The 22,019-nt window shown below is 48.7% G+C and carries 21 protein-coding genes; 16 read left to right on the forward strand and 5 right to left on the reverse strand.

The window, feature by feature from the left end:
- The first annotated feature begins 1 nt into the window (after nt 1).
- From DESPODRAFT_RS01945 to DESPODRAFT_RS01975, 8 genes are all read left to right on the forward strand, one after another.
- Complete coding sequence (locus tag DESPODRAFT_RS01945; RefSeq protein WP_040015798.1) at nt 2-331, forward strand: hypothetical protein; 330 nt, start codon at nt 2-4, stop codon at nt 329-331.
- A gap of 71 nt (nt 332-402) precedes the next feature.
- The gene (locus DESPODRAFT_RS20505; RefSeq protein ID WP_216594033.1) at nt 403-1,068 is read left to right on the forward strand and encodes an AAA family ATPase; all 666 of its coding nucleotides are present in this window, start codon (nt 403-405) and stop codon (nt 1,066-1,068) included.
- A 79-nt stretch (nt 1,069-1,147) separates the two neighbouring features.
- Nucleotides 1,148-2,326 (forward strand): AAA family ATPase, encoded by a 1,179-nt coding sequence (locus DESPODRAFT_RS20510; RefSeq protein ID WP_245532056.1) that lies wholly within the window; start codon nt 1,148-1,150, stop codon nt 2,324-2,326.
- Nucleotides 2,323-3,579 carry an exonuclease SbcCD subunit D C-terminal domain-containing protein gene (locus tag DESPODRAFT_RS01955; protein ID WP_004070951.1) on the forward strand — a complete coding sequence of 419 codons (1,257 nt, stop codon included), beginning with the start codon at nt 2,323-2,325 and terminating at the stop codon, nt 3,577-3,579. Before DESPODRAFT_RS20510 ends, DESPODRAFT_RS01955 begins: the two co-directional genes overlap by 4 nt.
- 11 nt (nt 3,580-3,590) lie before the next feature.
- The gene (locus DESPODRAFT_RS01960; protein WP_004070953.1) at nt 3,591-6,377 is read left to right on the forward strand and encodes an AAA family ATPase; all 2,787 of its coding nucleotides are present in this window, start codon (nt 3,591-3,593) and stop codon (nt 6,375-6,377) included.
- Nucleotides 6,378-6,487: 110 nt separating this feature from the next.
- Nucleotides 6,488-8,635, forward strand: a complete 2,148-nt coding sequence (locus DESPODRAFT_RS18505) for a methyl-accepting chemotaxis protein (protein WP_004070955.1) — start codon at nt 6,488-6,490, stop codon at nt 8,633-8,635.
- Nucleotides 8,636-8,839: 204 nt separating this feature from the next.
- Nucleotides 8,840-10,567 (forward strand): YcaO-like family protein, encoded by a 1,728-nt coding sequence (locus tag DESPODRAFT_RS01970; RefSeq protein ID WP_004070957.1) that lies wholly within the window; start codon nt 8,840-8,842, stop codon nt 10,565-10,567.
- 8 nt (nt 10,568-10,575) lie between these two features.
- Nucleotides 10,576-12,441, forward strand: coding sequence for a bifunctional acetyl-CoA hydrolase/transferase family protein/GNAT family N-acetyltransferase (locus DESPODRAFT_RS01975; protein WP_004070959.1), 1,866 nt, complete (start codon nt 10,576-10,578; stop codon nt 12,439-12,441).
- A 256-nt stretch (nt 12,442-12,697) separates the two neighbouring features.
- Here DESPODRAFT_RS01975 and DESPODRAFT_RS01980 read toward each other — a convergent pair whose 3' ends face one another.
- Nucleotides 12,698-13,147 (reverse strand): hypothetical protein, encoded by a 450-nt coding sequence (locus tag DESPODRAFT_RS01980; RefSeq protein WP_157488389.1) that lies wholly within the window; start codon nt 13,145-13,147, stop codon nt 12,698-12,700.
- Nucleotides 13,148-13,234: 87 nt separating this feature from the next.
- A complete protein-coding gene (locus DESPODRAFT_RS01985) occupies nt 13,235-13,435 on the reverse strand; it encodes a hypothetical protein (protein WP_004070962.1) in 201 nt (66 codons plus the stop codon).
- 97 nt (nt 13,436-13,532) lie between these two features.
- Here DESPODRAFT_RS01985 and mobB point away from each other — a divergent pair, with 97 nt between their 5' ends.
- Nucleotides 13,533-14,084, forward strand: a complete 552-nt coding sequence (gene mobB, locus DESPODRAFT_RS01990) for a molybdopterin-guanine dinucleotide biosynthesis protein B (protein WP_004070964.1) — start codon at nt 13,533-13,535, stop codon at nt 14,082-14,084.
- Between the two features lie 41 nt (nt 14,085-14,125).
- Nucleotides 14,126-14,938, forward strand: a complete 813-nt coding sequence (locus DESPODRAFT_RS01995; protein ID WP_245531991.1) for a TP0624 family protein — start codon at nt 14,126-14,128, stop codon at nt 14,936-14,938.
- Nucleotides 14,939-14,944: 6 nt separating this feature from the next.
- Here the strand turns inward: DESPODRAFT_RS01995 and panC are convergent, their stop codons facing one another.
- Nucleotides 14,945-15,793, reverse strand: coding sequence for a pantoate--beta-alanine ligase (panC, locus tag DESPODRAFT_RS02000; RefSeq protein ID WP_040016136.1), 849 nt, complete (start codon nt 15,791-15,793; stop codon nt 14,945-14,947).
- Between the two features lie 363 nt (nt 15,794-16,156).
- Between panC and DESPODRAFT_RS02005 the strand changes: the two genes are divergently transcribed.
- The 6 genes from DESPODRAFT_RS02005 to DESPODRAFT_RS02030 all read left to right on the forward strand — a co-directional run bounded on the left by DESPODRAFT_RS02005 (nt 16,157) and on the right by DESPODRAFT_RS02030 (nt 20,657).
- The gene (locus DESPODRAFT_RS02005) at nt 16,157-16,513 is read left to right on the forward strand and encodes a hypothetical protein (protein WP_245531992.1); all 357 of its coding nucleotides are present in this window, start codon (nt 16,157-16,159) and stop codon (nt 16,511-16,513) included.
- Between the two features lie 115 nt (nt 16,514-16,628).
- On the forward strand, nt 16,629-16,871 hold the full coding sequence (locus tag DESPODRAFT_RS02010; RefSeq protein ID WP_004070970.1) for a type II toxin-antitoxin system Phd/YefM family antitoxin: 243 nt from the start codon (nt 16,629-16,631) through the stop codon (nt 16,869-16,871).
- On the forward strand, nt 16,868-17,131 hold the full coding sequence (locus tag DESPODRAFT_RS02015; RefSeq protein ID WP_004070971.1) for a Txe/YoeB family addiction module toxin: 264 nt from the start codon (nt 16,868-16,870) through the stop codon (nt 17,129-17,131). Before DESPODRAFT_RS02010 ends, DESPODRAFT_RS02015 begins: the two co-directional genes overlap by 4 nt.
- A gap of 105 nt (nt 17,132-17,236) precedes the next feature.
- A complete protein-coding gene (locus DESPODRAFT_RS02020) occupies nt 17,237-18,079 on the forward strand; it encodes an ion transporter (RefSeq protein WP_004070979.1) in 843 nt (280 codons plus the stop codon).
- 263 nt (nt 18,080-18,342) lie between these two features.
- Nucleotides 18,343-18,915 (forward strand): hypothetical protein, encoded by a 573-nt coding sequence (locus DESPODRAFT_RS02025; RefSeq protein ID WP_157488390.1) that lies wholly within the window; start codon nt 18,343-18,345, stop codon nt 18,913-18,915.
- 152 nt (nt 18,916-19,067) lie between these two features.
- The gene (locus tag DESPODRAFT_RS02030) at nt 19,068-20,657 is read left to right on the forward strand and encodes an imidazole glycerol phosphate synthase HisHF (RefSeq protein WP_004070988.1); all 1,590 of its coding nucleotides are present in this window, start codon (nt 19,068-19,070) and stop codon (nt 20,655-20,657) included.
- 15 nt (nt 20,658-20,672) lie between these two features.
- Here DESPODRAFT_RS02030 and DESPODRAFT_RS02035 read toward each other — a convergent pair whose 3' ends face one another.
- Both DESPODRAFT_RS02035 and DESPODRAFT_RS02040 read right to left on the reverse strand, forming a co-directional pair.
- A complete protein-coding gene (locus tag DESPODRAFT_RS02035) occupies nt 20,673-21,521 on the reverse strand; it encodes an HDOD domain-containing protein (RefSeq protein WP_004070990.1) in 849 nt (282 codons plus the stop codon).
- Nucleotides 21,518-21,997: a chemotaxis protein CheD gene (locus DESPODRAFT_RS02040; protein ID WP_004070992.1), complete on the reverse strand. Its 480-nt coding sequence runs from the start codon at nt 21,995-21,997 to the stop codon at nt 21,518-21,520. Before DESPODRAFT_RS02040 ends, DESPODRAFT_RS02035 begins: the two co-directional genes overlap by 4 nt.
- Nucleotides 21,998-22,019: the final 22 nt, after the last annotated feature.

The raw sequence follows: 22,019 nt of genomic DNA on the forward strand, positions 1-22,019 counted from the left end.
CATGCCAAGCGCCGAACAACTTCGCAGCCGCCTGTGGATGCTGGTTGGCGGAAAACAGTATGTCACCTTCATCGAGCCGCACGGTCTTTTGTACGAAGGCCCCGCCAGCGAGAAGGTTCTGTTCCACAAGCGGATCAAGGATGTCGAGCAACGGTTGAAAGACCCGACCGTGATCCTCAACAGCTTCATCCTTTCCTGGACGCGATACCCGCAACTGAAATGGGATAACACACAGGACGAGCTCGAGGATATGCACGTGCTGTTCATGACCAATGACCGGGACAGATATATTGACAAGCTGTTTGCCCGGCTGAGGGGGATGGTGAAATGAGCAGCGGAATTAAAAGAATTGATTCTATGAAAAATTTGGCAGTCTTTCAGGATTTTCATTAGGCATCCTCCGTGAAGGATAAAGACAAGAATGTCGCTGAATTTAAAAAAATTAATATATTATATGGTCGCAACTATTCTGGCAAAACAACCGTTTCACGAATATGGAGAGCTCTTGAGACCGGATTTCTTTCAAATAAATATACATCTGCTGAATTTCAGATGAGCTTTAAAGATGGAACTAATGTTACCCATAATTTCTTGGCTGGACATGGTCGAGTTGTTCGAGTTTTCAACGAAGATTTTGTTCGGGATAATCTGCGATTCATCTCGGATCCTGACGACAGCATCGAACCGTTCGCCATTCTTGGAGACGACAACAACAAAATCGAGAAGGAAATAGAAGCGCTTGAAGGTGAGATTGGCTCAAAGCAGGAGGGAAAAGAGACAGGTTTATATGCCGAGAAGAAAAAAGCGATCTCAGATTTCGATGTCGTTAGAGGTAATCATAAAACAGCCACCGATGACCTAGATAAACAATTAGGCGACAAGGCGACCGACAGGAAAATCGGCATTAAGTATAACCCGGAGCGTTTTGGAGACCAAAATTACAATATTCAAAAACTTAAAACTGATATTGGAATAGTTCAAAACGTAAACTATCAACTGCCAACCGATGAGCATCTGGCACAATGTGAAAAATTGATCTCTGAAAAGACACTCCTGCAGGAAAGATGACATCCTCAACCCAAAGTCATTTGAAAAACCCGAAGATGACTCTGGCGACCTGGTTGCCGTATGGGGTTCATATAATAAGATTCGGAACGAATCCGATGAGTTTTCAAACTCGTTAAGTACGGAGCATCCAAAAGCAAAAAAGGCGTTACGGCTCAAGGAAGTATCAGACTATCTCGTCACCATCCAATACCAAAATCAGTTTGCTGCCATTGAAGACCTCAAGGACAAGCTCAATAAAGCCGAGCAAGAAAAGAAACGCATTGAAGCAGACCTCCGTCATAAACAAGAGCTGATTACAGCCAAAAAGCGCGAACTGAACGACGAGGAAAAGGGCGCAAGGAAGGTCAATGAATATTTGAACAACTTCTTCGGGCACCAGTTTCTCACGATAGAGGCCAAGAAAGATAAAGTTGTTGGGGAGGAATCCAAGCGTATCAGGTTTGAAATCATTCGGGACGGCAAGAAGGCTTACCACCTGAGTGAAGGCGAATGCAGCTTGCTGGCATTTTGCTATTTTCTGGCAAAACTTGACGATATTGATACCAAGGATTCAAAGCCGATCATCTGGATTGACGATCCGATCTCATCGCTCGATGGGAATCATATCTTTTTCGTTTACAGCTTGCTAAGCACTGAGGTTGTTTCCAGCGGAAGATTCGAACAGTTGTTTGTATCAACACACAATCTTGATTTTTTAAAATATTTAAAGAGACTGAGCGGAAAATTTATCGACGTAGATGGCAAGAAGAAGGACTATCAAAAAGGCTATTTTATAATTACCCGGCAAGATAAAACATCCACCATCGGAGTAATGCCACATTATTTGAAAGAATACGTAACCGAATTCAATTATCTTTTCCATCAAATACACAAGTGCGCAGCAATCGACTTTATTGACGACACCAACTACACAACTTTCTACAACTTCGGAAACAACGCTAGAAAGTTTTTCGAGGTTTACCTCTATTACAAGTACCCAGACCAAGGTATGATGGAGGAAACTCTACGCCTTTTCTTCGGCGAGGAAAAGATACCTGCCGTTTTAACGGACAGAATCAATAACGAATATTCGCATTTGTGTGGTGTTTTCGAGCGTGGGGCAACACCTATTGAAGTGCCAGAGATGCAGACCGCAGCGCGACAAATCATTGCAAGGCTGAAAGAAGATAGGGATCAGTATTTGGCTTTGCTCAATAGTGTTGGAGAGAACAAAGAACACCTCGAAGGAAAGGCTGTGACAACCGAGGGGGCTCCATGAAAATCCTTCATACATCCGACTGGCACATCGGCCGCACTCTTTACGGCAGAAAACGCTACGAGGAATTCGAGGCCTTTCTGACCTGGCTGGCTGAAACGATTCAGCAAAATGAAATTGATGCCCTTCTGGTGGCGGGTGATGTCTTTGACACCAGCGCTCCAAGCAATCGCGCCCAGGAGCTCTATTACCGGTTCCTGTGCCAGGTGGCCGCCTCATCCTGTCGGCATGTTGTCGTTGTCGCGGGCAACCACGATTCGCCCTCCTTTCTGAATGCTCCCAGGGAGCTGCTCAAAGCCCTGGATGTCCACGTGGTCGGTAGCAGCACGGAATCCGCGGAAGACGAAGTGCTGGTACTCCGTAATGAGCAGGACGCTCCGGAATTGATTGTCTGTGCCGTGCCCTATCTCCGAGACAGGGATATCCGCGTGGCGGAAGCGGGGGAGAGCGTCGAGGAGAAGGAGCGGAAATTGATTGACGGCATCCGCACCCATTACGCCGCCGTCGCTGCCTTGGCTGAACAGAAGCGCGAGGAACTCGGGGCCGATATTCCCATCATTGGCACGGGACATCTGTTCACCGCTGGCGGACAAACCGTCGATGGTGATGGCGTGCGCGAACTCTATGTGGGCTCCCTGGCCCATGTGACAGCCGGGATTTTTCCTGCCTGCTTCAACTATCTGGCGCTGGGGCACCTCCACGTCCCGCAAAAGGTGAACGGCTCCGAAATCATACGGTACAGCGGCTCTCCATTGCCCATGGGGTTTGGAGAGGCAAAACAGCAGAAGAGCGTTTGCCTGGTTGCCTTTGATCAGATAGAGGGTCACAGCACAGCTGCATCCGTACAACTGATCGACGTGCCGGTGTTTCAAAGGCTTGAGCGCGTCAAGGGAGACTGGGACGGCATCTCATCCCGCATCCTTGAATTATCGGCAACGGACGACCCAAATCGATCAGGGGCCTGGCTTGAAGTCATTTATGACGGCATTGAGGTCATTGGCGACCTGCGTGAGCGCCTGGAGGCTGCAATTTCAGGCACCCGGATGCAAATCCTCCGGATAAAGAACAACCGCATCATCGACCGCGTGCTGGGACAAATCCATGCAGAGGAAACACTCGACGACCTGAATGTGAACGACGTGTTCGAACGATGCCTTGCCGTTCATGAGGTGCCTGAAGAGCAGCGGCCGGAGCTGCTTCGGGCCTACCAGGAAACGGTCTCGTCTCTCTATGAAGACGATGTGCAGGCCGAATAGAGAGGCTGTCGATGAGAATACTGCAGGTACGCTTCAAGAATCTGAACTCACTGGTCGGCGAATGGCAAATCGACCTGATGCACCCGGCCTTCGCGTCTGACGGCATCTTCGCCATCACCGGCCCCACCGGCGCGGGGAAGACCACGATCCTTGATGCTATTTGCCTCTCCCTTTATGGGCGGACGCCTCGCCTGAACAAGGTCACCAAGAGCGGAAACGAAATCATGTCCCGCCAGACCGGGGAATGCTTTGCCGAGGTGACCTTCGAAACTCAGTCTGGGCGTTACCGCTGTCACTGGAGCCAACACCGGGCACGCAAGAAGCCGAATGGCGAACTCCAGGCCCCGAAACACGAAATTGCCAATGCCGATTCCGGGGAGATCTTTGAATCCAAGATCAGAGGTGTAGCCGACCAGATCGAGTCAGCTACCGGCATGGACTTTGATCGTTTCACCCGATCCATGTTGCTGGCCCAGGGCGGCTTCGCCGCGTTTCTTCAGGCGGCACCGGATGATCGGGCTCCGATCCTGGAGCAGATAACGGGCACAGAGATCTACAGCCGGATATCCATCCGTGTCCATGAGCGCCGGCGCGGGGAGCGGGAAAAATTGAACCAGCTCCAGGCTGAAACAGCAGGTATCGTGATTCTTGAGCCGGAGCAGGAACAAGAGATTGGGCAGGCACTCGAGACAAAGCAGAAGGAAGAGACAGACCTTGCCGCCAAATCCGCTGAGACCGGGAAGGCCATTGCCTGGCTCACCACCATCGACGGGCTGAAGACGGAAATCATCAATCTGGCCGATGAAGCGAGCAAGCTGCAGGGCGATATCGAGGCCTTCAAACCGGATCGTGAAAAGCTGGGCCGGGCTTTGAGTGCCGCCTCACTGGACGGCGCATACGCAACGCTCACCGCCATCCGCAAACAGCAGGCGCATGACAGAGCTGGCTTGAAAGCGGAGGAAGAGGCTCTTCCCGGACTGGAATCCTTTGCCAGGCAAGAGGCCGAGGCACTGAAATCGGCTGAGCAACAAACCGCTCGGACTAAAGAAGATCTGAAATCGGCAGCGCCTGCATTGCAGAAGGTTCGCTTCCTTGATCAGAAACTTGCCGATCAGAAAAAGGCTGTTTCCGAAGGAGATGCGGTCTCTGAGAGGGATGCGGCAAAGATTGATGCAGACAAAAAAGCCTTGATCGAAGCGCAGAAAAAACGATCCAGAGCTCAGGAGACGCTGGCGCTTGTGGACCGCTACATCAAGGCGCATGCACAGGATGAATGGCTGATCAGCGGTCTGGCCGGCGTTGAAGAACAGTTCGGCGGCCTGATCTCCAAGCAAAAAGAAATCGTCCAAAAAGAGGCGGATCAAGAAGCGTCCACGACAGCTCGGGAACTGGCCACAAAGTCACTCGAACACTGTCAGAAGCAATCCGGCATTCGGAAGCAGGAGCTGGAGGACGCCTCAAAACAGCTTCAGGAGGGCAAGGATGGTTTGAGGCAGTTGCTGGGAGACCGCTTGTTGCGGGAATACCGCACCGAGAAGGACACCCTGCTGCGTGAAATGGCCTTCCTGACCAAAATTGCGGAGCTTGAAGATCACCGGGCAAAACTGGAAGACGGCAAGCCCTGTCCTCTTTGCGGCGCAACCGAACACCCCTTTGCGGAAGGGAATGTACCCATCCCCGATGAAACCGAACAGAAGATCGACGCCCTGACCAGGCTGATCAGCAAAGCCGAGGACCAGGAATCCGCCATCAAGCAACGCGAAGAAGCTGAAACTCTGGCCCGTAAAAATCTGACGAAGGCTGAAAAGCTGGAGTCAGCAGCGGCTAATGATAAGAAGGCCGCTGAGAACGCCCTGGCCGAGGTGAAGGACGGCCTGGTGAAACTCCGTGCCGATTTTGCCGAACGCATGCAGGCCGTCTCTACCAAACTCCTGCCCCTTGGTATTGCGGAGATCCCTGAAACGGACATTTCATCACTGATCCAATCCCTCAAGGCGCGGCTGAAGGCGTGGCAGACCCAGGTCAAGAAAAAGGCGGACATCGAGAAACAGATTGCCGACATCGACAGTGAGGTGAATCGCCTGGATGCGGTTATTGAAACCCAAAGCACCGCCCTGGCCGAAAAGCTGGAGCGTCTGGATACCTTGAAAAAGGAACTCGCCGCCGGAAGTAAAGCGCGTAACGCACTATACGGCGACAAGAATCCCGACGATGAGGAGCGCCGTTTAAACAAGGCGGTTTCTGATGCCGAAGCTGCCGAAAAACAGGTCAGAGAACGGCACAATGAACTTCAGCAAAAATCGAATACCGCAAAGGCCCATGTCGAATCTCTGAAGAAACGTATCGACCTGCGAGAGCCGGAACGGAGAGGTCTTGAAACTGAATTCTCCGCAGCGCTCGCGCCCGTTGGTTTTTCAGATGAAGAACAGTTTTTGGCGGCCGTATTGCCCTCTGAATATCGGGCGGTGCTGACGGCCAGGGCCAAGGATCTGGATGAGCGTCAAACAGATCTCAAAGCCAGGCAGAAGGATCGGGAAATGCGCTTGACCACCGAGATGGCCCGAAAGATCACCGACAAGTCGCTGGAAGAGCTCGAGCCCCAATTCAAGGAACACCAGGAGGTCCTGAAACAACTGCGCGACATCATTGCCGGTCTCAAGCACAAGTTAAGTGAGAATATCGCTGCAAAAGAGCGGATAAAGGAAAAGCAGACAGCTATCGAGGCCCAGAAGCTGGCTAACTTGAAGATGAATCAGCTGGCGCAGCCATTCAGGGTAAACGTATTTAAATTGTATTGACTCCAAAAACTTTCATGAGGTATAAATTATACCTTTATGCAAAATTTTGTGGTGATCAAGACCGTCCTATCGAAATCAAAAACAAGGAAAACAAAAATTGGAGGGGACCAATGGGAATTAAATTAAAAATAGGAATGCTGGTGGCCTTGTCAATTTTAACAATGTTGATTATTGGTGGAGGCGCTGCCTGGGTTATATCATCAGTGGCTGATAGTTCAGAGAAGATTGTGACTGCTTTTGGAAAAGTGAATGCCCTCATTTCCCAATTACAAAACTCCGGTAAAAACGTTTCTCTTACTTTAAACGCAGACAGGGATGCTTATCAGGCATATGTCGCCCAATTAGAGGCAAAAGGGACACATGATGCCGAGGCTATAAACAAAGCAGATGCAAGTAATCTGGAAAATATCCAGCAGGTTCATGACCGGATCAAGAGCGCTTCAGCAACCTTTAGCCAAGAAATGCTTAACACCTATAATGAATTCCAAAAATTGTTTCCCGAATGGCAGGCATTAAGTCGGGAAACGATTGCTCTGTGCCATGAATACAGTGAAACCTATGGTACCCGGAAGGAAATTATAGGAACTGCCGAAAAATCATTTTCGTCAATGCGGGCATTGATGAATGAGATCACAGAAATGTTTGAAGCTAAAATAGCCGCTTCCTCCGAGAATAGTCTGAGATACGCAACAGCTGTTAATTTTGTGGTCAATGCAGATCGTGATGCCTATCAGGCTATGGAGGCAAGAATACGGGCAACGTTTGCGCAGGATTTGAAAATCCTTGCTTCTTATGACTCTGATAATGCTGAAAACATTGAACAGGTTGGCCAACGGATGGGGAAAGCTTCTGCTGAATATGATCAAGCAATGATGGATAAATATACTGAGTTTAAAGGGTTTTATGAAACCTGGAAAACTGCCAGTCGTGAAGCCATAAAGCTTAGCCGTACTTTAAAGGAGAACCGCGACAAACTGAACAAAATTGAAATCGCTTCTTTGGATAAGTTCAGTGAAACCCGTGATGTGATCGACGTCATAGGGACTCAAAGTGATGAGCTGTCGCAAAGTTATATTTCGTTAGCACAGGAAGAGGCTGAAAAGGTTAATCGGCTGGCGATAGAATCTAAAGACACTGTTTCGTCAATGATGAAGGCATCTACCATATTGTTTGTTGCCGTTTTATTAGTTCTGATAGCTGTATCTGTTGTTGTAGTCAAGGCAATCGTAAAACCAATAAATAATACAGCAGGCGGCCTTAAAGATATTGCAGAAGGAGAAGGTGATTTGACGATCCGCCTGCCAGTCTCAACCAAGGATGAAGTCGGTCTGTTATCAGAAAGTTTTAATAAATTTATTGAAAGGCTGCACCAAATGATAACAGATATAAAACAGGATGTAGAAACCCTTTCATCATCATCAACAGAGATGGCCTCAATTGCTGATGATATGTCAAACAGCGCAGATCAAACATCCCAGCGTGCAAATGCTGTTGCCGCAGCGGCAGAGGAAATGAACTCTAACATGAGTTCCGTGGCAGCGGCAATGGAAGAATCCAGTATTAACCTGAATACCGTTGCCAGTGCAGCAGAAGAGATGAACTCAACCATAAACGAAATAGCCGGGAGTGCAGAAAAAGCACGAAGCATAACCTTGAATGCCGTGTCTAAAGCAGATGAGTCCACAACCATCATAAACGAATTAAGCAACTCTGCCAACGCCATTGGTAAAGTGGTGGAGACGATTACCGATATATCCGAACAGGTGAATCTTCTCTCTTTAAATGCAACCATTGAAGCGGCAAGAGCAGGAGAGGCAGGAAAAGGATTCGCAGTTGTTGCAAGTGAGATTAAAGATCTTGCAAAGCAGACATCCGAGGCGTCTTTGGATATCAAAAAAAGGATTGAAGATATACAGCAAAGTTCTGCAATCTCTCTGAGCAGCATTGAAGAAATTTCAGCGGTCATTGCTGATGTAAACGATATCGTTTCTACAATTGCTACGGCGGTCGAAGAACAGTCTTCAGCGACACGTGAAATTGCCCAGAATATTGCTCAAGCCTCCAGCGGTATTGAAGAAGTTAACTCAAATGTGAATCAGAGTTCAGCGGTCTCAGCAGAAATTGCTCAGGATATTACGGGAGTGAATGACTCATCAGGAGAAATCGCTGAAAGAAGCGGCCAGGTCAAACTTAGTGCTGAAGAACTTTCCAAGCTTGCTGCCAGACTCGATGAAATGGTTGGCCGATTTAAAATATAGATTTGAATCATGATCGCCTCATCCAGAAAGATTTACCCAACTCAAGCAGATGAAAATCGGTTTTGCTTTCCACCTGTTTTTTTTTAAATCCGTACAGGCGCTATCATGATGAAATCGGCAACAATTCATGGTAAGGTGGAGCCTTTTTACAGCGCAGTAATACTTTGAAAGCTATAAATTATAAGTAGAAAGGTTTTGAACCCCATGGGTTATGAAATTATACTCCAAGACGCCCCGAAAAATTATACCTTTGACCAGGATAAGATCATCTCTCCTTCAGAAACTGTCCGGCGGTTCCGGGAAAAGGCCGCTGCCCTGGACCTTGACATTTTAAGCCGGACCCGGCGCATCGACAACGGCCGCCTGGATATTCCGGTGTTTTACAGTGAGTGTGGTGCGGATGCAAAACGGGTGACCGGCACCAATAAACAGATGGGCAAAGGCGGAACACCGGAACAGTCCGAGGCCAGTGCCGTCATGGAACTGGTGGAACGGTTCAGCTTTTTTTCCTTTGCCGAAGATGAAAAAAACTTTATCCATGCCACGCCTGAGCAGCTTGGCGAAAAGGCCCTGGATTATGCCCTGATCACCCAGTCCGTCCATGACGATGAAGCCGAGGCATTAAAGGTTAAACCCATATTTGATTCTTTGCCCCTCCAATGGACCAAAGGTTATGATCTGACCGATAAAAAAGAGGTGAATATCCCCTTTAACTGGTTTTATATGATCAATGAATTCAACGGTCCAAGTGCGGGCAACTGTACGGAAGAAGCGTTGACCCAGGGCATTTGTGAGCTTGTGGAGCGTCACGTCAGCTCCCGGGTATCCCGGGAAAAATTAAAGGTGCCCGGCATCCGTCTGGACTCTTTTAAAGATCCCCTTATCCGGGAACTTCTTGCCAAATATGAAACCCAGGGTATCCGGATTTATGCAAGCGATCTCTCCCTTGACACGGGCATTCCCACCATAGCGGTGCTGGCCTGGGACCCGGCCACCTTTCCGGATACAAGCGAGATCGTATGGACCGCAGGCACGGCCCCGTCCCCGGAAAAAGCCATGGGCCGGGCCCTGACCGAAGTGGCCCAGCTTGCCGGGGACTTTAATTCCGGGTCCAATTATGTGGCATCCGGTCTGCCGAAATTCACGGATATAGACGCGGCCCGTTATATCACCCATCCTGAAACCATGGTGGATGCCGCGGATCTGCCGGACCTGTCTGCGGACAACATGAAGGTGGAAGTGGAAAACCTGATCCGGATTCTGGCGGACAAAGGCTTTCATCTGCTCTCCATTTGCACCACCCATCCCGGCCTGGATATCCCGGCCTATTACACCATAATGCCGGGCGCCCATTTCAGGGAGCGGGCTGACGAGGCCAGCGTGGGCATGTTTGCCGCCCGGCTGATCACGGAAAATTCCCATCCCATATTGGCCATAGACCAGCTGGATGAACTGGAATCACTCATCCCGGGGCAATACTACACCAGTTTCTACAAAGGATTGATGTTCAGCGCCCTGGAAGAGGGCGAAGATGCCATAAAACAGTTCCGGGCGGCCCTTGAGCGCGGGCCTGCCAGGCGCAATCTGCCTGATATCTGTTCCCATATGGCTGCGGCCCAGAAAGATTTGGGACTGTTGGACCCGGCCCTTGAGACATGTCAAATAGGCCTTAATGCCGATCCCCAGCGCCCTGACATCCTGAACACCGCCGGTGCCTGCTGTTTTATGAAAAAGGATTTTAAAACCGCTGTTACCTATTTTGAAAGAGCCCTGGATGTGGACCCAAGCCTGGCCATCAATTATGCCAATATGGGGTCCTGTTACCGGGAACTCAAAGAACCGGTGCTTGCAATCAAATTTTATGAAATGGCTTTAACAATAGACCCAAGCATTGAATTTGCACGGGATAATATTAAAAAATTAAAAAAATAGCCTGCGTCATGTTCAGAAAAAAAACACCAGCCTGGAAAACACATTGTGTCTCCACGGATAAAGTGTTGTCCAGGATTGCGCCGGGCATGCACATTTTTATCGGCACGGGAACCGCCGAACCCAGAACCCTTGTGAATGCGCTGATGAGCGCCGAAGGCTGCAATCTGGAGGACCTGACCCTGATCCAGTTGCTCAGTTTCGGAGATGCCGTATCCTATAACGCACTGGAATCCCACAGGTACCGCCTGAAGACCTTTTTTTCCGGGTGGGTGTCGGCCCAGGCCATCACCGCAGGCCGGGTGGATCTGATTCCGGCCCGGTTTTCCAAGATTCCTTTGCTCATGAAAGAAGGACTGATACCCATTGATGTGGCTTTTCTCCAGATCACCCCGCCCAATGAAAACGGCTATTGCAGCTTTGGTCTTGGTGTGGATGTGGCCAGACAGGTGATGAAGCAGGCCGATTTTGTTGTGGCTGAGATCAATGAACACACTCCCTTTACCCTCGGGGACACCTTTGTTCATATAAGTGAATTTCACATGCTGGTCCAGGCCCGGGTTCCACCCCTTTATTTTCCAAGATACCCCGTGGCGCCGGTGTTTGACAAAATCGCTGAAAATGCCGCCTCGGTGATTGATGACGGATCATGCATTGCCTTTACCTACGGTCCCATTTACGAGGCCCTGGCCCGGCACCTGGCAAAGAAAAGAAACCTGGGCATTCATACGCCGTTTTTCACGGATGCGCTCATGGAACTTGCTGAAAGCGGGGCGGTTACCAACCGGGAAAAGGGCATGTTCCTGGGCCGGTCTTTGACCACCTATGCCCTGGGCTCCAAAAAACTGATGGCGTGGCTCGACAAAAATCCCATGGTGGAGTTCCAGGGCATTGACAAGATATTCAATCCGTTGCAGATCGGGCGTAACAAAAAATTTGTCATGGTCCTGCCGGTGCGGCGGGTGGCCCTGTCGGGCCGAGTGGCTCTTTACGCGAAATCTGCCAATATTTCCGCAGATCCGGGCCAGATTGCAGACATACTGAACGGTGCCGAACTCTCCCAGGGCGGGTATAATCTTGTGGCCCTTCCCAGCCGGAACAGGGATGGCGCGCCAAATATCCGTCTGTTTCTGGATGATACCCCGGACCAGCTCAGTTTTCCGGAATGCATTGACCTTGTGGTCACGGAATACGGGGTGGCCCACATCAGGGGCAGAAGCCTGCGGGAACGGGCCCAGGCCCTGATTGAGATCGCCCATCCCGAAGACCGCACAGAGCTAGTGGAAGGCGGCAAAAAAGAGAACCTGCTTTACCCGGACCAGATGTTCATTGCCGATTCGGCCCATTTTTATCCCAAGGAGATCGAAACCATCCATACGTTCAAAGATGATCTGCAGGTTCGGTTCAGGGCCATCAAGCCGTCGGATGAAGAGCAGATGCGCAGGCTGTTTTACCGATTTTCCGATAACGCCATTTACTACCGTTACTTTTCACCCATCAAAGCCATGCCCCATGCCAAAATGCAGGCCTATGTGAATGTGGATTACAGAGAGGTGCTGTCCGTGGTGGGCCTTGTGGGTGAACCCGGCAACCAGACCATCATTGCCGAGGCACGTATTGCCAAGCATCCGGACAAGCCGTTCATGGATATGGCCTTTGTTGTGGACGAGGCCTACCAGGGTTTTGGCATTGCCTCCTTTCTCTTGAAGATGCTTACCCGTTTGGCAAAGGAGCGCGGGGCCGTGAAAATCACCGCAGATGTTCTCTCCTCCAACCGGGCCATGCTCAAGGTGTTTGAAAAAGGCGAATACCCGCTGACCGCCAAACTTGACGGTGGCGCTTACGCCATCAGCATAGATCTGACAAAACCCGGCTGATCATACCTGTTCTATTTAAATAGTTATGAGTTTTTCCTCTGACTTTAAAATTTGTGTTAAGGGCTCTCCCCAGTATTTTATTTCGATATTTAACCCTCTTATTGAAACAGTGTTAATTTATCTTGTGTGTGCCCAGATGAAACCCCTTGCGGATGCAGCCGAAAACCGCCCACAATCAACGCCTGTGGCATGCAGGACAGACCCGCTATTCGATCCGTTCGTAGGACAAGGTCGTACCGCGAGGGATGTATACGTACTATAGAAAGGTGTCCCCGACCACGGTGAGATGGTAACAAAGAGCATCAGCCTCGTTGGAAACGATGAAGAACTCACCCTGAGGGTCGTGAAAACGCTCTTGGCAATTGTTTACAAACGTCAAGACCCCATTGCTCACGATCTCCTCGTTGTATAGCGACAAGAAGATGTTCCCCTTGATCTCGATGGTTGCGCAGGTATCGCTTCGGGATCGCCAACGACCTTGCAGTTTGTCGACTTTGCTGACGGAGGGGGCGGCAGTCTTCACCGCGTCAAATTCGCCGCCCGCCTTATTCATCTCCGGTTGTCCCGTCGAACAAGCTGCCACGGCAAGAAGCAGGATGAACGCAAGGAAGGCCAGACAGCATGGGCTATCGTTGATAGACGGTGAGTAACGCATCGAATATTTTCCGGTTCTGGGTTGGCGTGGCCTATGCACGGCTTTCGTCATCGTCCTCCAGGTTCGGCGTCCCACGCAGGGTAGAGAGTCATTGGTTTTCAGGCCGAGCCCAAACACATTCGGTTTGATTCAACTGTGCTATATTGTGTTGTCCTTTGGTAATTTTTCCGGGAATACATCCGGAACCCGTACCAGCATGAGTTCACTTCGACAAAAAGGGCAGAACAGGCTTGCAACATTATTTTCATCCATGATGGATTCTGATTTGAATGTCACTTCAAAGGGATTTGCCCCCGGGAACGAGCAATTATGATTAACGCAAATATAAGATAAATCCATAATATCCTCCTTTTCTTGACTTTTTTACATGTGCATCTTATACCTTAGCCGTATTTAATCCATGGTTCAAGAATAAAAAACATTCAAGGCTGTGTATATGAACAGTAAAAAAACGCCTCGGGTTGTTTTAATTGTCGGCAAATCCAACTCAGGAAAAACCACGTTGATGGAAAAGTTGATCAGAGAGCTCAGCGCACGCGGGTTTCGTGTGGGATCTGTGAAACATACCCATCATAATTTAAATTTTGACAAAAAGGGAAAGGACAGCTGGCGGCATAAAAATGCCGGTGCTGTTGCCTCACTTCTTGTGACGGATACAAAGGTGGCCCTGGTAAAAGAGGATACCCGTCCGGACGAAGAGAAATTTTTTCACTATCTGGGTGATACGGATCTTATTCTTGCTGAAGGATTCAAGACATTGTCTCTTCCCAAAATTGAGGTGTTCAGGAAAAATAGCCCCCATGAAGCACCTTTATGTCTTGAAGACCCTAATCTTGTTGCTTTTGTGACAGATACGGATATCCGGCCCGAAAAAAAAAACTGTTTTGGGTTAGAGGATATAAAATCAATTGCTGATTTGCTTGAACACCATTTTCTTGCTTCATTTTCCAGAAAATCTCCCCATCAGGCAAGTGAGCTTAACGGATGAAACCCCATCAAATACTTATTTTAGGGAGCTTTGTTTTGGGCATGACAATGTTTACGGCAAAAGCCTTGCCCAATTGTCTTCAATCCCTTGAAAACGGGCACATAGACTGGACAACCGGCCTTTTCACGGCCACAGGCCATGCCTCCCCCGAAATCAATGCCGAAGGCAAGGCTGTGGCCATGCCTGGGTCTGCCAGAGCTTGTGCCACCCGGAACCTAATTGCCATTCTCAAGCAGATCAAAATTTCAGGGGATCTCACGGTTGGGGAATACGCATCAACCCATGATGCCATTCTTGCCGGGATTGAGAAGGTTGCCCAGGATGCGCGGGTTTGCCGTCAACTGTATACATCTGCCCTGGATGTGGAAGTTTGGGTGGAGGCCACATCCTATGGCCGATTTCTTCAACTGGTGCTTCCGGACCACATCCGGGAGATTCCCAAGATCAGCGAACTGAAGCAGGGGTCGGCTGAACCGGTTGACAAGACGCCTTCAGCCGGTGCCAAGCCATATACCGGACTGATTGTGGATGCAAGAACGTTAAATTTTGAGCCCTTACTTTATCCCACCATTGTCAGTGAACAGGGCAGGGAAATCTATTCCTCTGTTTTTATAAGTCGGGAATTTGCCGTTCAAAACGGGGTCTGCGCCTATCTGTGCGACATGGACCAGGCCCTTGCGTCTGCCAGAATCGGTTCAAATCCCCTGGTGATCAAGGCATTAAGAAAAACCGGGGACAAAATCGGCGCCATTGTGATGAGCATGGCAGACGCCAAAACCCTGGACAGGGAGACCGAGCGCCACATCTTTTTAAAGGAGTGCCGGGTGATTGTCGTGGTGAAACCGCCAGTGTAAAAAAGATCAGGGCGCTTCAATCAGGGCATTGTCAATCAGCCTTGATTTTCCCACCTGTACGGCGAGGGCCACAAGGGTTTCTGCCTGGACGGTTTCCACCGGCTCAAGGGTCCGGGGATTGCACAATTCAATGTAATCAATCCGGGTGTGCTCAAATGAGAGTATAAAGGCTTCCATCTCCCTGACAAGATCCGGAACAGACCGGATGCCCTTGGCAACCCTTTGTTTTAAAAGGCTGATGGCTTTGGAAAGGCAGACCGCGGAAGTACGCTGCTCCGGCGTAAGATAGGCATTTCTGGAGCTCATGGCCAACCCGTCTTCTTCCCTGATGATCTCCCCGCCGATGATCTGGATATTGAAATCCAGATCCTTCACCATCTGTCTGATGATGGCAAGCTGCTGGAAGTCTTTTTTTCCGAAAACCGCCACATCAGGCATGACAATGTTGAACAGTTTGGTCACCACCGTGGCCACTCCCCCGAAATGGACAGGGCGGGACCGGCCGCACAGGTACTGGGGAAGATGGTCCAGAGAGACGCGGGTCTGGTAGTTTGGCCCGTACATTTCGTTTTTATCCGGAAGGAAAACAGCTGTTACGCCTGCCTGCTGTGCCAGATCCAGGTCATTGCGAATATTGCTGGGATAGGCGTCCAGGTCTTCATTGGGGGCAAACTGGGTGGGATTGACAAAAATGCTCAGGACCAGCTCATCACTCAAAGGCTTGCCTATTTCAAGCAGCGAAACATGTCCTTTGTGAAGGTATCCCATGGTGGGTACAAAACTGATGGTCTTTCCCTCTCTTTTTTTTGCAGCAGACCAGGCCTGCATATCCGCTTTTGTTTTTAAAATATCCATCATCTGTTAAGTTCCTCTTTTACGGCAATGCCCATATCCAGTATGGTATAGGGTTTTTTAACAAAGGCTCCTGCTACTATAGACAGGGTTTTTAATACATCTTCTGATTCCGAATGTCCACTTGCAAGAATGGCTTTCTGGGACGGTCGGATTTTTTTGATCCGTTTGTAGGTCTCAAGTCCCGAAATGGAGAGGGGCCATGACCATGTCTAAAATCAGTAGATTCACAGGGATCTGCATGATGAAATCAAGGATGGATTAAATCTGGCCGTTGGGGAAGCACACCGGCGATATACCAGAATGATCAATTTCAGGGAAGATTGGCGCGGTCATTTATGGTAGGGGCGGTTTGCATCCTTTATCATGGAAGAAAGTTACTTGCCGGCATGCACGCGGTATATCGAGTATAACCCGGTCCGTGCCGGTCTTGTAAAACGTCCTGAGGATTGGAAATGGAGTAGCGCCGGGGCGCATATGAATGAAAAGGATGACGTTCTTGTCAAAACAAGACCCTTGCTTGAGATTGTTAATAAATCTTGGGATGATTTTTTATCTTCGGATATTAAGGAATCTGAAATCGAATTGTTCAGAAAGCATGAACGTAACGGCCGACCCTTGGGAAAAACGACTTTTGTAAAGCAATTGGAGACTATTTTAGACAGACGGCTCAGGCCAAAGAAGCCAGGTCGAAGGAAAATAGGTAAGGTGTCACCGGATTAGTAATCTTGGGGGTCACAGCGCCGGTCAGCACCGCGCTCTGTCTCAAAACTACCACCTTGACAAAGCGTACGGCATGCCGTACAGTTATGTTGGTTTAAGATACAAGGAGGTATATATGAGAATATTATCGGTAACAGAAGCCCGTTCAAATCTCTACAGGCTTATTGATCAGACATCATCATCCCATGAGCCAATTATCATCACAGGAAAGAGAGGGAATGCGGTCCTTCTTTCTGAAGAAGACTGGAAATCAATTCAAGAGACAATGTTTTTACTTAACATCCCTGGAATGCGTGAATCCATACAAGATGGAATGTCAACTCCAGTAGAAGATTGCAGTGAGGATCTTGACTGGTGATTTGGAAAGTTGTCTATGCCAAACAAGCTCAGAAGGATGCAAAGAAACTATCAACATCGGGGTTAAAGTCAAAAGCAGAGGAAGTCATTGATATTTTAAAGGAAAACCCATACCAAACACCCCCTTCTTATGAAAAACTTGTAGGTGATTTATCTGGTGCATATTCAAGAAGATTAAATATTCAACATAGAATCGTATACCAAGTTATAAATGCTGATAAAATTGTTAAAGTTCTCCGCATGTGGACACATTATGAATGACAGAATCGGGATAGGACTCCCCATCACTGAGGCGCCTCCCACACCACTTGTTTTTTAAATTAGGCGGATCCCCTGATTCCGCCCAACACCATCAGGAGTAGAGCCATGAAATGGCCGAAGGATGCTGGCCACGAGGTAACGCCTCCGAGGGCCCACTGGCGAACCGTTTTGCATGAAGTGATTTTCGAGGCCGACACCCGGTTGGGGAAAGGATTCGACGTATTGCTCATTGTCAGCATTTTGGCCAGTGTTATAGCGGTGATGCTTGACAGTATCGCTGCCGTGCAGTCACATTACGGCAGCTTGCTCTATGCGATCGAGTGGGTATTTACGATTATCTTCACTGTCGAATACCTTTTGCGACTTATGTGTGTCGGCCGGCCACTCAAATACGCGGGCAGTTTTTATGGAGTAGTCGATTTGCTGGCGATCATCCCGACCTACGTTAGCCTATTCCTGCCGGGAAGCCAGTACCTGCTGGTCATCCGAATTCTGCGCATCCTGCGCATCTTCCGTATCCTGAAGCTGGTCCCCTATCTCGGGGAGGCGCGACTCCTTATGAAGGCGCTGCGGGCGAGTAGTCACAAGATTGCCGTCTTTATCTACACGGTAATGACCCTGGTGGTCATCTTCGGCTCACTGATGTATGTCATTGAGGGCGGAGGCAATGGCTTCACCAGCATTCCACGCAGCATCTACTGGGCAATCGTTACCCTCACTACGGTCGGATATGGTGATATTTCGCCTCAAACTGTCCTTGGCCAGACGCTGGCGTCGATGGTGATGATTCTCGGCTATGCCATCATCGCCGTGCCTACTGGTATTGTGACCGTGGAAATGTCGCGGGCTTTCGGCCGTAAAGTTTCCACCCAGGTCTGCCCGGAGTGCAGCGCTGAAGGTCACGATGCCGATGCCCGCCACTGCAAGTTTTGTGGTGCGGTGTTGTAATGCTGATTTAAGCGCAATGTTCCAAAAGCGATAAGCTCAGCAATCTTGAAAGGTAAAGAACATAATCGGGATAGGACTCCCCATCACTGAGGAGCCCTCCCACACTCCCCGCCTCCATCCGGCTGGATCTAAGACTTGCCAAATGTATTTGAATTTTATACATTTGACTCACTTTTAATAAGATGTGCCGTGCCCGGCACACCACAAAACGCCGGCAGAACAGTTCTGCTCAGCGCGCCGTTATTTCTTTAAAAGAGAATGCAATGACTATAGACGCTATTAAAAAAACGAAACAAGCATTTCTGATACTTGGACTATTTTTAGCCATAGCAATTACAATTAATTTTTTTGTCTTGAATTTTTTTGATCAGAAAAGTTCATATCGAGCAGCACATAGCTTGGTTGGAATTCTCTCTTTAATGGGGTTTGTATTGACTTTCTCAAACTCAGTTCGTTCAAAAATCAGATTAATATTTATGTTTTTTATTTCACTTATTCCATGTTATTTCGGAACAATTTTTTCAGATCTGGATATTACATTGCTAGGAATTGGGCAACATCGAAATCCAATTTTTCACAGTGGATTATTGTTCTTTTTAATTTTATTTGTTGCCAGACCTTTCAAATCGGTATTCCTGACCTTGATTGTTGTGGGTTTTGGCGTCGGCCTAGGTTCTCATCTAATCTGGGATTTATTCGACCAGGCAGATGTACGATGGATTCCTGGTGGTTTCCTCGACAGTTTTTGGCTTGGCATTAACGGACTATTTTGTTTAATTTTTGCCAGAAGTTTTTTATTGTTTCGGTTGGATATTTCTAAAATGAAATCTACATAAAGAAAAGAAATGAGAATTTTAAGAAAATACCTAAACAGCATCTTGTTAAACGGTTAGAAAAAATTGGTGAACTAAAAAACAACCCAAGGCCGGATGGAAGTGAAAACCTAACAAGCTATGATTTATATAACAACAGCGTCTGGAATAAAATTATGAAAATTACCGTATTAGACTATGGGGCGGGTAATGTCCGCAGCCTGATCAATGCTGTGGAAAAAATGGGCGGCAGCATTAAAATGGTTGAGAAACCTGAAGATATCCTGGCAGCAGAAAGGCTTATTTTCCCTGGTGTCGGCAATTATGGGGCCATGCTTGAAATCCTTCATGCGCGTGGGTTTGTCGCGCCTCTGCGGGAATATCTCAACGCTGACCGGCCGTTTCTGGGCATCTGCGTGGGTATGCAGGCCCTGTTTGAGGGCAGTGAGGAAGAACTGGTCCCCAACGAGAGCATTGGATTTTTTAAAGGCCGGGTGAAACGTTTCAGAACTGAACTGTCCGTGCCCCACATCGGGTGGAACGGAATCCACATCAAACAGGACTCCCCTTTTCTTGACGGGGTGGAACCGGATACAAAATTTTATTTTGTCCATTCCTACCATGTCGTGCCCGAAAATCCGGACGTTATCCTGACCACCACCACCTATGATTACCCTTATGCCTCGGCTGTGCAGCAGGGCAATATTATCGGCACCCAGTTCCATCCGGAAAAAAGCGGGGCTGCCGGCATGAAGCTACTTGATAATTTCATCCACTCAGATAGCCTTAAAGCCCGGGGGCCTGCTGACATACCGGCTAAAGGCCTGTCAAAACGGGTGATTGCCTGCCTGGATGTCCGGTCCAACGACACTGGGGATTTAGTGGTCACCAAAGGGGATCAGTATGATGTCAGGGAAGCGGGCAGTGTTAGAAATCTTGGCAAACCCGTGGCTTTGGCCAAAAAATATTACGAGCAGGGCGCTGACGAGATCACCTTTTTAAATATAACAGGATTCAGGGATTTTCCCCTGGAAGATATGCCCATGCTAAAGGTCCTGGAAGAAACCTCAAAGCAGGTGTTTGTGCCCCTGACCATTGGCGGGGGTATCCGGGAATTCACAGATGCCCGGGGCCGGCACTATTCGTCCCTGGATGTTGCGTCCCGGTATTTCAGGGCCGGTGCGGATAAGGTTTCCATTGGATCTGATGCGGTGTATATTGCCATGGCATACCTTGAATCCGGGCAAAAAACAAAGAGATCAGCCATTGAAGAGATTTCAAGGGTTTACGGGGCCCAGGCCGTGGTGATTTCCGTTGATCCCAAAAGGGCATGGGTCGCTTCCCCGGAAGATGCACCCAAGCACCATGTGGTCAAGGTGACATCCGGGGAAAAAGGCCCTAACGGTGAAGTATATTGCTGGTACCAGTGTACGGTGAGCGGAGGCCGGAAAGCCATGGATATTGATGCCGTGGCCCTGGCAAAGGCCTGTGAAGCGTTGGGGGCCGGTGAAATCCTGCTCAACTGCATAGATAAGGATGGAACAAAATCCGGGTTTGATCTGGACCTGATCAATGCCGTGCGCAGCAATGTCACTATCCCGGTGATTGCCTCTTCCGGTGCCGGGTGTGAGGCGCATTTTTCCGAAGTGTTTAAATGTACAAAGGCTGAAGCGGCATTGGCCGCAGGTATCTTTCACCGGGAAGAAGTGCCCATCCAGTCAGTGAAACAGCATCTTGCCGAACAGGGCATTGAGGTGCGAAAGTGACTTGAGATTAAAGGTTCAGGCAACCTTTAACAGCATTTCTACTTCCTCCATCCGGCAGGCGAAGTCTGCGATAATTTTCAATGTATCTTCGGCTGAAATACCAATATGGTCCATGGCCTGCCGATGGAACCGATACGCAAGTCCGTCCGCCCCCACCCCCATGCCCATCATCATGCATATACAGTCGGATAGATAGACCACAGCGAGATCCTTGTCCCTGACCATGGTCTCGCTGCTAAGATGATGGTTACGGATGATTCCGACCATTCTGGGGGAGAACTTCCATATTTTGGCAATCATTGCGCCAAGCTCGGCATGGTCCACGCCGATAATCTGTTTTTCAGCCTCCATAAAACTGAAGTTTTCATTAATTACCAGATTGGAGATTTTTTCAAAGGCATCCTGGATGAATTTATCCAGAACGGTTTTGCCGATATCCTTGAGAAGTGATGCGGTGAATATGCTGTTTTTATTCGGCAGATCCAATTGGACAGCCACCTGTTTTGCAATGAGGGCCGACGATACGGAATATTTCCATAACGCGCCTTCGTGCAAATCATACCCTTTCTGGGTGCCTTTGACTGCCTGGCTGCATAGCTTGAGCATTACCAGGTCCACAACATGGTTTGTACCCAGCATCATGGCGGCTTCCTGGATGGTTTCAGCGGGGCGTTTCAAACCAAAATATGCGGAATTGGCAGTTCGAAGGATATTTGCGGTAATGGCAGGATCGTACTGGATGATTTTAGTAATGTCTTTCATGGATGAATTGGGGTCATCTATGATTTCCAAAAGGGAGTTGACCACGGCAGGAATAGGTTTTAAATTTTTTATTTCCTTGATCACTATTTGCAGGTTGCTCATAACTGCACCTCTCCTAATCCGGATGTTTTCAAATAAATCTTTCCGGAGGCTATCTCCATTTTTATTGCCCGGTTTGAATACCCCCCAACAGCCTGTTTCCAGATGGAAAGATTATTTTGGGTCAATATCTGCATCAGTGCTGAATAGTTTTGTCTGCCGATATTGAAAATTCCTTCCTGTTCCATAATTTCAGCTCCCCCTGCAACAAAGACTTTAATTCTGGATTTTTCAGCACCCAGTGCATATACTTGTTTAAACAGCTCCGGGATGCCGGTATCAGCGAACATGAATGGATTGCTTTTTGCCTTTATTTCATCAATGGCGGAGTTCGGAAGTATATAGTGAAGTATCCCTCCGACTCCGGCCTGGGGATCATATATTGCAAGCCCGACGCATGAACCAAGCGAGTATGTCACAATGGTATCACCGCTCCGGTTGCTGACTTTCATATCTGCTATACCTACGATGTGTTCCATGTTGCCTCGATTCTTTAGAGTA

It is taken from the genome of Desulfobacter postgatei 2ac9 (genome assembly GCF_000233695.2).
Taxonomy (GTDB): domain Bacteria; phylum Desulfobacterota; class Desulfobacteria; order Desulfobacterales; family Desulfobacteraceae; genus Desulfobacter; species Desulfobacter postgatei.